The 13,865-nt window shown below is 41.5% G+C and carries 14 protein-coding genes; 12 read left to right on the top strand and 2 right to left on the bottom strand.

The window, feature by feature from the left end; all coding sequences use genetic code 11:
- Positions 1–107: 107 nt before the first annotated feature.
- The 12 genes from purE to purD all read left to right on the top strand — a co-directional run bounded on the left by purE (position 108) and on the right by purD (position 13,097).
- A complete protein-coding gene (purE, locus tag LS684_RS02265; RefSeq protein WP_233809534.1) occupies positions 108–596 on the top strand; it encodes a 5-(carboxyamino)imidazole ribonucleotide mutase in 489 nt (162 codons plus the stop codon).
- A complete protein-coding gene (purK, locus tag LS684_RS02270; protein WP_233809536.1) occupies positions 583–1,737 on the top strand; it encodes a 5-(carboxyamino)imidazole ribonucleotide synthase in 1,155 nt (384 codons plus the stop codon). The genes purE and purK overlap by 14 nt, the downstream gene beginning before the upstream one ends.
- Positions 1,738–1,740: 3 nt before the next feature.
- Complete coding sequence (purB, locus tag LS684_RS02275) at positions 1,741–3,033, top strand: adenylosuccinate lyase (RefSeq protein WP_233809538.1); 1,293 nt, start codon at positions 1,741–1,743, stop codon at positions 3,031–3,033.
- 117 nt (positions 3,034–3,150) lie between these two features.
- The gene (gene purC, locus LS684_RS02280) at positions 3,151–3,876 is read left to right on the top strand and encodes a phosphoribosylaminoimidazolesuccinocarboxamide synthase (protein ID WP_233809540.1); all 726 of its coding nucleotides are present in this window, start codon (positions 3,151–3,153) and stop codon (positions 3,874–3,876) included.
- Positions 3,864–4,118, top strand: coding sequence for a phosphoribosylformylglycinamidine synthase subunit PurS (gene purS / locus LS684_RS02285; protein ID WP_233809542.1), 255 nt, complete (start codon positions 3,864–3,866; stop codon positions 4,116–4,118). Before purC ends, purS begins: the two co-directional genes overlap by 13 nt.
- A complete protein-coding gene (purQ, locus tag LS684_RS02290; RefSeq protein WP_233809544.1) occupies positions 4,115–4,798 on the top strand; it encodes a phosphoribosylformylglycinamidine synthase subunit PurQ in 684 nt (227 codons plus the stop codon). Before purS ends, purQ begins: the two co-directional genes overlap by 4 nt.
- Positions 4,782–7,001 (top strand): phosphoribosylformylglycinamidine synthase subunit PurL, encoded by a 2,220-nt coding sequence (gene purL / locus LS684_RS02295; protein WP_233809546.1) that lies wholly within the window; start codon positions 4,782–4,784, stop codon positions 6,999–7,001. Before purQ ends, purL begins: the two co-directional genes overlap by 17 nt.
- Positions 6,986–8,398, top strand: a complete 1,413-nt coding sequence (purF, locus tag LS684_RS02300; RefSeq protein WP_233809548.1) for an amidophosphoribosyltransferase — start codon at positions 6,986–6,988, stop codon at positions 8,396–8,398. Before purL ends, purF begins: the two co-directional genes overlap by 16 nt.
- A 241-nt stretch (positions 8,399–8,639) precedes the next feature.
- The gene (gene purM, locus LS684_RS02305) at positions 8,640–9,668 is read left to right on the top strand and encodes a phosphoribosylformylglycinamidine cyclo-ligase (protein WP_233809550.1); all 1,029 of its coding nucleotides are present in this window, start codon (positions 8,640–8,642) and stop codon (positions 9,666–9,668) included.
- A gap of 19 nt (positions 9,669–9,687) precedes the next feature.
- Positions 9,688–10,260, top strand: coding sequence for a phosphoribosylglycinamide formyltransferase (gene purN / locus LS684_RS02310; protein WP_233809552.1), 573 nt, complete (start codon positions 9,688–9,690; stop codon positions 10,258–10,260).
- A gap of 5 nt (positions 10,261–10,265) precedes the next feature.
- Complete coding sequence (gene purH / locus LS684_RS02315; protein WP_233809554.1) at positions 10,266–11,801, top strand: bifunctional phosphoribosylaminoimidazolecarboxamide formyltransferase/IMP cyclohydrolase; 1,536 nt, start codon at positions 10,266–10,268, stop codon at positions 11,799–11,801.
- A gap of 24 nt (positions 11,802–11,825) precedes the next feature.
- Positions 11,826–13,097, top strand: a complete 1,272-nt coding sequence (purD, locus tag LS684_RS02320) for a phosphoribosylamine--glycine ligase (protein WP_233809556.1) — start codon at positions 11,826–11,828, stop codon at positions 13,095–13,097.
- On the opposite strand, the gene LS684_RS24210 is transcribed toward purD, so the two are convergent.
- Together LS684_RS24210 and LS684_RS02325 are read right to left on the bottom strand one after the other, a co-directional pair.
- Positions 13,075–13,188, bottom strand: a complete 114-nt coding sequence (locus LS684_RS24210) for an EYxxD motif small membrane protein (RefSeq protein ID WP_349293094.1) — start codon at positions 13,186–13,188, stop codon at positions 13,075–13,077. The genes purD and LS684_RS24210 overlap by 23 nt on opposite strands.
- A gap of 390 nt (positions 13,189–13,578) precedes the next feature.
- Positions 13,579–13,851 (bottom strand): YgaP family membrane protein, encoded by a 273-nt coding sequence (locus tag LS684_RS02325; RefSeq protein WP_233809558.1) that lies wholly within the window; start codon positions 13,849–13,851, stop codon positions 13,579–13,581.
- Between the last annotated feature and the right edge of the window lie 14 nt (positions 13,852–13,865).

Consider the following 13,865-nt stretch of genomic DNA (forward strand, 5'->3'; position numbering starts at 1 on the left):
TGTTTTGGGCTTTTATCTGTTTAATAGACAATTAACCGGCAAAATCCACTTTCATCTAAGCAAACAAGCTTAGAATTCTAATATAACTTATGGTACGGAGGGAGAACATGGAGAATCAAGTAGCCGTGATAATGGGAAGTAAGTCAGACTGGGAAACGATGAAACATGCATGTGAGGTACTTGAAAAGCTCGAAATTGGGTATGAAAAAAAGGTTGTATCTGCTCATCGTACGCCGGATCTCATGTTTACATATGCACAACAGGCAAGAGAAAAAGGGTTTAAAGTCATTATTGCTGGAGCAGGGGGAGCGGCACACTTACCTGGAATGGTGGCAGCAAAGACGACCCTACCAGTCATTGGTGTTCCTGTTCAATCGAAAGCATTAAATGGGCTTGATTCCCTCCTATCAATCGTTCAAATGCCTGGAGGAGTTCCAGTAGCAACAGTAGCCATTGGGAAAGCGGGGGCAACGAATGCGGGGTTATTAGCAGGGCAGATTCTTGGAGCGTTTCAACCGTCATTAGCAGATAAATTAGATCAGCTAAGAGAAGAAACGAAAAATGCTGTATTAGAAAGTAGTGATGACCTTGTCTAATAAAGTAATATTACCAGGACAAACCATAGGCATTATTGGCGGAGGACAGCTCGGCCGTATGATAGCAATTGCTGCTAAGGCACAGGGATTTCGAATAGCTGTACTTGATCCGACTGAAGATTCTCCTTGTGGCCAAGTATCTGATATCAAAGTCGTGGGTGAATACCATGATCTAGAAGCAATTAAGCAATTGGCTGCCGTAAGCGATGTGATTACGTATGAATTTGAGAACATTGATGCAGCAGCTTTAGATTGGCTTTGCCACAACACCTATGTACCGCAGGGGACAAAGCTTCTTGAAATCACGCAGCACCGTGTGAAGGAGAAGCAAGCAATTCAACAAGCTGGAGTTGAGGTTGCGCCATATGCTGTCATCGAAAAAATAGAGGATATTGCTAGTAACATAGAGAGCCTTGGATACCCAGCTGTATTAAAAACGGCGAGAGGTGGATATGACGGAAAAGGTCAGCTAGTAATAAGAGAAGAGAAGGATATCCACCAGGCTAAACAGCTTGTAGATCGTGGCATTTGCGTTCTAGAGAAATGGATTCCTTTTCAAAAAGAGATCTCCGTTATTATTGCTAGAAGCAGTCTTGGGGAAACAACTGTATTCCCGGTCGGAGAGAATATCCATATTGACAATATTCTACATGAAACGATTGTTCCAGCAAGGATTAGCCTTACAGCTCAAGAGCAAGCCATTCAAAAAGCACAGCAAATTGCAGAGTCACTAGAGCTTGTCGGAACGCTTGCAGTTGAAATGTTTCTAACCGAGAATGATACGATATTCATAAATGAGCTAGCACCAAGACCGCATAACTCAGGGCATTATACGATAGAGGCATGTGAGACCTCTCAGTTCGAGCAGCATATTCGAGCGGTTTGCAATTGGCCATTAGGGAAAACAGAGCTATTAAAACCAGCAATTATGGTGAATATATTAGGAGAACATCAAGAGAAAGTGATCAAACGGATCCCTAAGCTTGGGAATTGGAAGGTTCATCTTTATGGAAAAAAAGAAGCAAAAATCAAAAGAAAAATGGGTCATATCACAGTATTATGTGATTCAATAGAAGAGGCTCTACAAGAAGTAGAACAAAGTGGAATATGGAATGAAGTAACAGAATTGATCGGAGGATAAAATATGATTGATCGTTATACTCGCCCAGAAATGGGAGCTATTTGGACAGAAGAAAATCGCTTTCAAGCCTGGTTAGAGGTCGAAATCCTAGCATGTGAAGCATGGGCGGAATTAGGAGAAATTCCTAAAGAGGATGTACAAAAAATTCGTGAAAACGCATCGTTTAACATTGACCGAATACTTGAAATTGAACAAGAAACAAGACATGATGTAGTTGCCTTTACGCGTGCCGTTTCTGAAACATTAGGAGAAGAAAGAAAATGGGTACACTATGGATTAACGTCTACAGATGTTGTAGATACAGCACTGTCTTACTTAATTAAACAAGCGAATGATATTCTATTAAAGGATATTGAGAGCTTTATTGAAATATTAAAGAATAAAGCGAAGGAACATAAGCACACAGTCATGATGGGACGTACCCATGGGGTTCATGCTGAGCCAACTACATTTGGATTAAAGCTTGCTTTATGGTACGAAGAGATGAAACGCAACTTAGACCGATTCAAGCAGGCTGCAGCTGGTGTAGAATTTGGGAAGATTTCTGGTGCTGTAGGGACTTATGCAAATATAGATCCGTTTGTAGAAAAATTTGTCTGTGAAAAGCTTGGGATTCAGCCAGCTCCAATCTCCACTCAGACACTGCAGCGTGACCGTCATGCACACTATATGGGGGCACTAGCACTTATTGCTACTTCGATTGAAAAGTTTGCTGTTGAAATCCGGGGTCTTCAAAAGAGCGAGACGCGTGAAGTAGAAGAATTTTTTGCAAAAGGGCAAAAAGGCTCATCTGCCATGCCGCATAAACGCAATCCGATCGGGTCAGAGAATATGACAGGGATGGCTCGTGTCATCCGTGGCTATATGACGACTGCTTATGAGAATGTAGCCTTATGGCATGAAAGAGATATCTCTCATTCTTCAGCAGAAAGAATTATTATTCCTGATGCTACAATTGCATTAAATTACATGCTAAATCGTTTTGGCAATATCGTGAAAAATTTAACGGTGTTCCCAGAAAACATGAAGCGAAATATGGATCGTACATTGGGATTGATCTATTCTCAACGAGTACTGTTAGCGCTTATTGATAAAGGCTTAACTCGTGAGGAAGCTTATGATACTGTTCAGCCTCGTGCAATGGAAGCTTGGGAAAAGCAGGTTCCATTCCGCAGCTTAATTGAAGTGGAAGAGAAGATTACTTCTAGGCTATCTGTAGAGGAAATCAACGACTGCTTCGATTACAACTACCATTTAGCATATGTTGATACTATTTTTGACCGCTTAGGCTTGTAAAGGTTATATACAGAAAGGAGAGTTGTAGCTCTCCTTTCTGATAACCTACAGGATAGGTAACTGGGCAGAATATTTATTTGGAAAGTTCCCAATCTTCAAATATTAGGAGGCTATCTAATGGAAAAAGGAACCTTGCTTTATGAAGGAAAAGCAAAGAAAATTTATCAAACAACAGATGAAAAAGTGGTTTGGATTGAATATAAGGATTCTGCTACTGCTTACAACGGAGAGAAGAAGGCAGAGATTATCGGCAAAGGCCGCTTGAATAATGAGATTACGAGCTTACTATTTTCAAAGCTTGCTCAGGAAGGAATTCCGTCTCACTTTATTCAAAAGCTTTCCGAAACAGAGCAGCTTGTTCAAAAGGTTTCCATTATTCCATTAGAAACGGTTGTCAGAAATGTGGCAGCAGGTAGTTTTTCTAAAAGATTAGGAATTGAAGAAGGCAAACGATTATCAAAACCATTAGTAGAATTCTACTTGAAGAATGATGACCTAGGAGATCCAATCATTACAGATGATCAAATTCTAGAGCTCAAACTAGCAACAAGTAAAGAAATTCAGCTATTAAAAGAGAAAGCGCTTAAAGTAAACGAAGTGTTAACGGCTCTTTTCCAAGAATTAAATATTCGCTTAATAGATTTTAAGCTGGAATTTGGGAAAGACGAGACAGGAGAGATCCTGTTGGCTGATGAAATTTCCCCGGATACATGCCGTTTATGGGATAAAGATACAAATGAAAAGCTAGATAAGGACGTATTTAGACGCGACCTTGGAAATTTAACAGATGCTTATCAAAATATTTTGGAGAGACTGGGAGGTCAATCAGTATGTACAAAGTAAAAGTATACGTGACGTTAAGAGAAAGTGTATTAGATCCGCAAGGAACAGCTGTGAAGAATTCACTACATTCATTAAGTTACAGTGATGTAGCAGATGTACGCATCGGTAAATATATGGAATTAACGCTTGAGAAAACAGATCGCAACGTTGAAGAAGTCGTAAAAGAAATTTGTGACCGTGTATTGGCTAACCCAGTAATTGAAGATTATCGCTACGAAATAGAGGAGTGTGTTGCTCAGTGAAGTTTGCGGTAATTGTTTTTCCAGGATCGAATTGTGACGTAGATATGTACCATGCAATTCTTGATGAGCTGAGTGAAGAGGTTGAATATGTCTGGCATGATGCAGAAAGTCTAGATCAATATGATGGCATTTTGTTACCAGGTGGTTTTTCATATGGAGATTACCTGCGCTCAGGGGCAATTGCCCGGTTCAGCAACGTGATGAAAGAGGTTGTGAAAGCAGCTGAAGCTGGAAAGCCTGTTCTTGGAGTTTGTAACGGATTTCAAATTTTACTTGAATCAGGGCTTCTACCAGGTGCTATGAAGAGAAATGAGAGCCTTCAATTTATTTGTAAACAAGTAGAGTTAAAAGTAACAAATAGCCAAACGATGTTTACGAATTGCTATGATCAGGATGAAGTCATCACGGTTCCCATCGCGCATGGCGAAGGAAACTACTATTGTGATGAGGAAACATTAAGGCAATTAAAAGAAAACAATCAAATTGTTTTTACGTATAAGGATAATCCGAACGGAAGCTTAGAGAATATTGCAGGAATTGTCAATGAAAAAGGAAATGTACTAGGGATGATGCCCCATCCTGAAAGAGCTGTTGACGAATTATTAGGTGGAGCAGATGGTCTGAAACTTTTTCAATCAATCGTAAAACAATGGAGGGAAGCACATGTTATTAATGCTTGAACCAAGTCCAGAACAAATAAAAACTCAAAAGATCTATCAAGAAATGGGTTTGTCAGATGAAGAGTTTGCGATGGTTGAAAAAATTCTCGGACGAACGCCTAACTATACAGAAACGGGTTTATTTTCTGTTATGTGGTCAGAGCATTGTAGCTATAAAAATTCAAAGCCTGTCCTAAGAAAGTTCCCAACCTCTGGTGAGAGGGTTCTTCAAGGTCCTGGAGAAGGAGCGGGAATCGTTGATATCGGTGATGAGCAAGCAGTTGTATTCAAAATTGAAAGCCATAACCACCCATCTGCAATCGAGCCTTATCAAGGTGCAGCAACAGGTGTGGGTGGAATTATCCGTGATGTATTCTCAATGGGTGCAAGACCGATCGCACTTCTTAACTCTTTACGCTTTGGAGAATTGGATTCTGCTCGCGTTCGGTACTTATTTAAGGAAGTAGTCGCAGGGATTGCAGGCTACGGGAACTGTATCGGAATCCCAACAGTAGGCGGGGAAGTTCAATTTGATTCTGCTTATGAAGGAAACCCATTAGTAAACGCCATGTGTGTCGGATTAATTGATCATAAAGACATTAAAAAAGGTCAGGCACACGGTGTAGGCAATACGGTCATGTATGTGGGAGCGAAGACTGGCCGAGATGGAATTCACGGTGCGACTTTTGCTTCTGAAGAGCTAACAGAGCAATCAGAAGAGAAACGTCCAGCAGTTCAAGTGGGTGATCCATTTATGGAAAAGCTTCTCCTTGAAGCTTGTTTAGAGCTTGTTCAATCCGATGCGCTAGTAGGAATTCAAGACATGGGAGCAGCGGGCTTAACCAGTTCGTCAGCTGAAATGGCGAGTAAAGCTGGATCTGGAATTGAAATGAATTTAGACTTAGTCCCACAGCGTGAGCTTGGTATGACAGCCTATGAAATGATGCTGTCTGAGTCGCAGGAGCGCATGCTAATTGTTGTAACAAAAGGACGTGAACAAGAGATTTACGATCTGTTCTCTAAGTACGACCTTGAAGCAGTTGCAATTGGAAAGGTAACAGACGATAAAATGCTTCGTTTAATTCATAACGGAGAAATTGTAGCAAATGTTCCAGCAGATGCACTTGCAGAGGATGCACCTGTATATCATAAGCCGTCTGCAGTTCCAGCTTATTTTACAGAATTCCAGGCAATGGAACAAGACATTCCTGCTGTTGATAATTATAAAGAAACATTAATAAAGCTTCTTCAACAACCGACGATTGCAAGTAAAGAATGGGTTTATAACCAATATGACCATATGGTTCGCACAAACACAGTTGTTTCTCCAGGGTCTGATGCAGCTGTCGTACGTATCCGTGGGACACGCAAGGCATTAGCTATGACCACTGATTGTAACTCTCGCTACATCTACTTAGATCCAGAAACAGGCGGGAAAATTGCTGTTGCAGAAGCAGCTAGAAATATTGTTTGTTCCGGTGGTGAGCCGCTTGCTATTACTGACTGCTTAAATTTCGGAAATCCGGAAAAGCCTGAAATCTTCTGGCAGTTTGAAAAAGCAGTTGATGGTATGAGCGAGGCATGTCGTACGTTAAATTCACCAGTTATCGGTGGAAATGTATCACTCTACAACGAAACAAATGGCACGGCTGTTTATCCAACACCAGTTGTAGGGATGGTAGGGCTAATTGAAGATACAGATCATGTAACTACTCAAAGCTTTAAGCAAGCAGGAGATCTTATCTATTTATTAGGAGACACAAAAGCTGAGTTTGGTGGTAGTGAACTACAAAAGCTGACATATGGCAAAATCTTCGGCAAGTCTCCAGAGATTCAACTAGAGGTTGAAGCAAAGAACCAAAAGCAAGTATTAGCAGCGATTCGATCAGGTGTCATAGCATCTGCTCATGATCTAGCAGAAGGTGGGTTAGCGGTTGCCCTAGCAGAAAGCTTAATCGGTTCAAATGGTTTTGGGGCAAGTGTGAAAGTAATGGGAGATCATGTAGCCTCACTATTCTCTGAGTCACAATCACGATTCCTATTATCTGTAAAGAAAGAACACCAAGCTGAATTTGAGCGCTTAGTAGAGGCTACATTAATCGGAGAAGTAACGGACCTACCTATTCTGAAAATTGCTGACGAAGCTGGAGAGCAATTGATTGTAACGGAGGTTGCTGAGCTTACAAAGGCTTGGAAAGGAGCCATTCCATGCTTGCTGAAATAAGAGGATTAAATGAAGAATGTGGGGTCTTTGGCGTATGGGGGCACTCAAATGCGGCCCAAATTACGTATTATGGTCTTCACAGCCTTCAGCACCGCGGCCAAGAAGGTACTGGAATGGTTGTAACCGATGGCGAAAAGCTAAAAGGATTAAAAGGTGAAGGACTTGTAGCAGAGATTTTTACAGCAGAAGCAATGGAGGAGCTAACAGGAAAAGCGGCCATTGGGCATGTTCGATATGCGACAGCAGGTGGCGGGGGTTATGAGAATGTTCAGCCCCTTCTCTTTCACTCACAAAGTGGTAGCCTTGCCTTAGCGCACAACGGAAACCTTGTTAATGCCAATGCCCTAAAGGTTCAGTTAGAAGGGCAAGGGAGTATCTTTCAAACAAGCTCAGATACGGAAGTATTAGCGCATTTAATTAAACGAGGGGGATTCTCCTCTTTAAAGGATCGAGTGAAAAATGCCCTATCAATGATAAAAGGAGCATACGCTTTCCTCATTATGACGGAAACAGAATTAATGATTGCGCTTGACCCGAATGGAATGAGACCGTTATCCATTGGTAGATTAGGAGATGCCTATGTGGTTGCTTCAGAAACATGTGCTTTTGATGTCGTAGGAGCTGAATTCGTCAGAGATGTTCAACCAGGTGAGCTTATTACAATTACCGATGATGGAATTCAATCAGACTTATTTTCACTTGCTTCCAACCGAGCCATGTGTACGATGGAGTATGTCTATTTCTCTCGCCCAGATAGCAATATTGAAGGCACCAATGTTCATACAGCACGTAAAAATATGGGTAAGCAGCTGGCGAGGGAAGTGTCGATTGAAGCCGATGTAGTCACAGGTGTTCCTGATTCCAGTATTTCAGCGGCTATCGGATTCGCAGAAGAAAGCGGAATTCCGTATGAAATGGGATTAATCAAAAACCGATACGTTGGTAGAACCTTTATTCAACCTTCACAGTCACTTAGAGAACAAGGTGTAAAGATGAAGCTATCTCCTGTTCGCGGAGTTGTAGAAGGAAAGCGCGTCATCATGGTTGATGATTCTATTGTTCGTGGTACAACGAGCAAACGTATCGTGACCATGCTGAAAGAAGCAGGGGCTACTGAAGTACATGTCGTCATTAGCTCCCCGCCAATCCAGCATCCATGCTTTTACGGAATTGACACATCAACTAAGGAAGAGCTCATAGCATCTAGCTATTCAGTAGAAGAAATCAGGCAGATCATCGGAGCTGACACACTTACTTTTCTTAGTGAAGAAGGCATGATCAACTCAATAGGAAGAACAGTCGGTGGCGAAAACAACGGACAGTGCCTTGCGTGCTTCACAGGAAAGTACCCAACCGAAATCTATCCAACTACACTACATCCTTATGAGAAGGTGTAAGAAGCTTCTTATCTATTTGTTAGATAAAAGATAGCTTCTTATTCTAGTTGATTGAAATAGCAGACTCGAGAATTCTACGGAAGCATATAGCATGTGCCTAGGTTACAAATCAACGGCCATGGCTTCCCAGCCATCAATTTAAGGAAAAAGCACGAAGGGTTAACCATTTTTTGATAGAGTCTAATAAAAAGAAATAGCGACATTGGCAGATGTCGCTTTTCTTATAAAAGGGGAGAATCGAATGGCGAATGCTTACAAACAAGCAGGTGTAGACATAGAAGCTGGGTACGAAGCTGTTACACGTATGAAAAAACATGTAAAGAAAACGATGCGTCCAGGAGTAATAGGTGGGCTCGGTGGATTTGGCGGAATGTTTGATCTCTCCGTATTAAACCTTAAAGAGCCTGTCCTCATTTCAGGAACAGATGGTGTCGGAACAAAGCTAATGCTTGCCATTATGATGGATCAACATGATACGATTGGAATAGATGCGGTGGCTATGTGCGTAAATGATATCGTCGTACAAGGAGCAGAACCGCTTTACTTTTTAGACTATATTGCTTGCGGCAAGGCTGAGCCAAGTAAGATAGAAGCCATCGTTAAAGGAATTGCTGATGGATGTGAAATGGCTGGATGTGCTTTAGTTGGTGGAGAAACTGCGGAGATGCCAGGAATGTATAGCGAAGAGGATTATGATCTTGCTGGCTTTGCGGTTGGGGCTTGTGAGAAATCAGAATTGATTACTGGTCAGTCCATTCAAGCCGATGATGTATTAATCGGAATTGCTTCAAATGGGATCCATAGCAACGGCTATTCCCTCGTTCGAAAAATATTTTTGGAGGATGCGAAGCTTTCATTAACTGACTACGTCGATGAGCTTGGCTCCACTTTAGGTGAAGAGCTATTAAAGCCAACTAAAATATACGTAAAGTCGCTGCTATCGACGATGAAGAAATTTGAAGTAAAAGGAATGGCTCACATTACAGGTGGGGGCTTTATTGAAAATATTCCACGAATGCTACCAGAAGGATTAGGCGCAGAGCTTCAAGAATCCAAATGGAAAATACCTCCAGTATTTCTTCTTATGGAAAAAATAGGAAATCTTAATCGTAAAGAAATGTACAATATCTTTAATATGGGGACCGGGATGGTTCTAGCTGTTGACCCTTCGGTAGCAACAGAAGTTATTGAGCACCTAACAGCTTTAGGTGAGCAAGCGTATCCAATCGGAATGGTAAGCCATACGGAAGGTGTCCGAATTAACGACTAACAGAAAGCGGAGGATTCCTATGAAAAATATCGCCGTTTTTGCTTCTGGAAATGGAAGTAACTTTCAAGCGATCATTGAGGCCATTCAATCAGGACAGCTCAATGCAAATATTCAACTATTCGTTTCAGATAAGAAAAAAGCATACGCTATTGAGCGGGCGAAGAAAGCAAATATTCCTCATTTTGTATTTACAGCTAAGGAGTATGAAAGTAAAGCAGCTTATGAAGAAGCCATATTAGAGCATTTGCATGAGCATAACATTGACTTTATCGTATTAGCGGGGTATATGCGCTTAATTGGCGAAACGCTCCTTCGTCACTACGAAGGTAAAATTGTGAATATTCACCCTTCCCTTTTACCTGCTTTTCCAGGGAAGGATGCGATTGGGCAAGCCTTTGATGCACGTGTGAAAGTGAGTGGTGTAACAGTTCACTTTGTAGATGCAGGAATGGACACAGGACCGATTATTGCACAGAAAGCGATTGAAATAAGTGACGATGAATCAAGAGAAAGTCTTCAAGCGAAAATCCATCAGGTTGAACATGAGCTTTATCCGGCTGTATTACAAAAGCTTTTATCATCAAGGGGGTAAGAAAAGTGAAAAAACGTGCGTTAATAAGCGTTTCAGATAAAAATGGAGTAGCTGAGTTTGCGAAGCAGCTACATGAATTAGATTTTGAAATTATTTCAACAGGTGGAACAAAAAAGATGCTACAAGAGCATGGGATTCCTGTTAAGGGAGTCAGTGATGTGACGGGTTTTCCAGAAATACTTGAAGGTCGAGTAAAAACGTTAAACCCACTGATTCACGGAGGCTTACTTGCAAAATTCGACGATGTCTCTCACCAAGAACAGTTAAATGAGCATCAAATCCAACCAATTGAACTTGTTTGTGTGAATCTCTACCCATTTCAACAAACGATTTCAAAGCCTGATGTAACCATAGAAGATGCCATAGAAAATATTGATATTGGCGGACCAACGATGCTTCGTGCATCTGCCAAAAATCATGAGTATGTGACAGTTGTTGTTGATCCAGCCGACTATGCTACTGTGTTAACAGAGCTAAAGGAAGCAAATGCCGTTCAGAAAGAGACGCGCCGTAAGCTAGCAGCGAAAGTATTTCGTCATACAGCTGCCTATGATGCTATGATTGCCGAATACATGACAGAGCTTGCTAATGAAGAAAATCCAGAAAAGCTAACCGTTACATATGAGTTAAAGCAATCGCTACGCTACGGGGAAAATCCTCATCAACAAGCAGCATTTTATCGCAAACCGCTGGGCTCTGTATTCTCGATTGCGAACGCGGACCAATTACACGGAAAAGAATTATCTTACAATAATATTAATGATGCCGATGCTGCACTTCAAATTGTAAAGGAATTCACGGAGCCTGCAGCTGTTGCTGTTAAGCATATGAATCCTTGCGGTGTTGGAACAGGGGAAACGATTGATGATGCATTTGCGAAGGCTTTCGCAGCAGATCCTGTGTCTATATTTGGCGGAATCATTGCGTTAAACCGTGAAGTAACGAAGGCAACAGCTGAAAAACTACATGAAATCTTCCTTGAAATTATCATTGCACCTGCTTTTTCAAAAGAGGCTTTAGAGATCTTAACAAGTAAAAAGAATATTCGTCTCTTAACCATTCCATTCAATCACGAGGAAAAAGGAGAACGCAAGCTAACCTCAATTGAAGGAGGTCTCCTGATACAAGATCAAGACCGTTACACACTAGAGCACGCTGAAGTGAAGGTAGCAACGAAGCGTGAGCCTTCTGAAGAAGAATGGAAAGCAATGAAGCTAGGGTGGAAAGTGGTTAAGCATGTAAAGTCGAATGCAATCGTTGTAAATAATAGCGATATGACTTTAGGGATTGGCGCAGGCCAAATGAACCGAGTAGGAGCAGCCAAAATTGCATTAGAGCAAGCAGGAGAGAAGTCAACTGGTGCCGTTTTAGCATCGGATGCCTTTTTCCCAATGGATGACACGGTAGAGGCTGCTGCCAAAGCGGGAATTACAGCAATTATACAGCCGGGTGGTTCCATCCGTGATGAAGATTCCATTAAGAAAGCTGATGAGTATGGAATGGCTATGGTCTTAACAGGAATTAGACACTTTAAACATTAATTAACCTATATAGAGGTGAATGGAATGAATATTTTAGTGATTGGGCGAGGCGGAAGAGAGCATGCTATTTGTCGAAAAGTCAGTGAAAGCTCCTTAGTGGAAAAGGTGTTTGTAGCACCTGGAAATGACGGGATGACAGATGTGGCTGAGCTTGTTGCTATTCAGGAAAATGATCAAGAAAAGCTGCTTGCTTTTGCCAAAGAAAACGGCGTCGGATTAACGATTATTGGTCCAGAAATTCCTCTATTAGAAGGGCTATCCGACCGATTTGCTGAAGCTGGACTTTTGGTGTTTGGTCCGAAACAAAGTGCAGCAGAAATCGAAGGAAGCAAGTCCTTTGCTAAGGAATTAATGGAAAAATATCAAATTCCAACAGCAGACTACGCCGTATTTTCTGATTATGAACAGGCAAAAGCTTATATAAAGGAAAAAGGAGCTCCAATTGTAATAAAGGCAGATGGACTTGCTGCTGGTAAAGGGGTAACCGTTGCGATGACAATGGAAGAAGCTTTAACAAGTGTGGAAGAGATGCTCGCTCACAAAAAATTTGGAGATGCTTCTTCAACGGTTGTCATTGAAGAGTTTCTAGCTGGTGAGGAATTTTCTTTAATGGCTTTTGTAAACGGGGATAAGGTCATTCCACTAGAGATTGCTCAGGATCATAAGCGGGCATTTGACGGCGACCAAGGACCGAATACAGGAGGAATGGGAGCTTATTCTCCAGTTCAACATATAGAAGCCTCAATTGTTCAAACAGCAATTGAGACGATTCTTCAACCTGCTGCAAAGGCACTTCTTCAAGAAGATCGAAGCTTTTGTGGAATCTTATATGCAGGGCTGATTAGTACAGAAAAAGGTCCAAAGGTAATTGAATTCAATGCTCGATTCGGTGATCCTGAAACACAAGTTATTCTTCCAAGATTACAGTCTGATTTAGTTGAAACGATCCTTTCTTTGTTAAACGGAGAAACACCTGAGTTAGTGTGGGATTCTCAAGCCATGCTAGGTGTAGTAATAGCTGCTAAAGGCTATCCAGAAGCATATGACAAAGGGGCCGTTCTAAGAGGGATTGAAAACCTGTCAAAAGACCAATATGTTTTTCATGCCGGCACTGTAAAGAATGAAGCAGGGGAATTTGTCACTAATGGTGGAAGAGTGTTATTAGTTGGAACCAAAGCCCCTGATCTGAAAGAAGCTCAACAGAGAGTATACGAAGAGCTAAAGCACCTTCAGTGCGAAGATGTATTTTATCGAAAAGATATAGGGTTTAAGGCTATCGAGCGCGCTTTCTGTTAGACTTGCGGAAATATACAAACAGAATAGCCACAATGCTCCCAATTAATGTAATTAGAACAAAAGACATATCGCTAATGTATTCTAGAAACATGATATAAGCAACTCCTTTTTCAAAATGAACGGAAAGGTCTGATTCGTACTGTGGAATCGGACCTTTCTATATAGAAGCCTGTTTTCGTATGCATTGTGCTTTTGAAACATGGGCAGTTTCTCCAGAATACTCGCTTGCAGCGGGGAGGGCGGTGAGCATTCTCAGCTTCGCCTGTGAGGGGGATCACCTGTCCCACTGCTCCAGCTAGGGTCTCGCATCCCTCCGCTCCAAAATGCTAGCTTTTGTATACCTGGAATGAAACAACCATTTTTTAGGGAATAACCCTATATAAATATGAATAGTTAGGTTTGCGGCATTAAGTGCGAGTACACGCTGGTTCTACCCTTTCACATCTCTTAAATAAAAATCCAATGCATGACATTTGCTATTCTAAGATGGGTTATAAGGAATCATTTGATCTTCATTTTGTTCAGATTCAGTTCGGTTTTGCATCATGGCTTGACCCATATCATACAATGCAGTTAATGGACAGTAACGGACGATTCCTTCTCCAACCTTCATGGCACCAATACACGCCATCAATAAGTAGGAATCACGCCAGGGTCTTTTGACAAGCTTGGCTGTACTCCAAGAAAGAATGGTTAGGCCGATTGTAATTCGGATGAGGGAATTTAGGATCCCGATATTCGGCTTTGTGTTCATATGTTTTCGCTCCT

The organism is Cytobacillus spongiae (genome assembly GCF_021390075.1).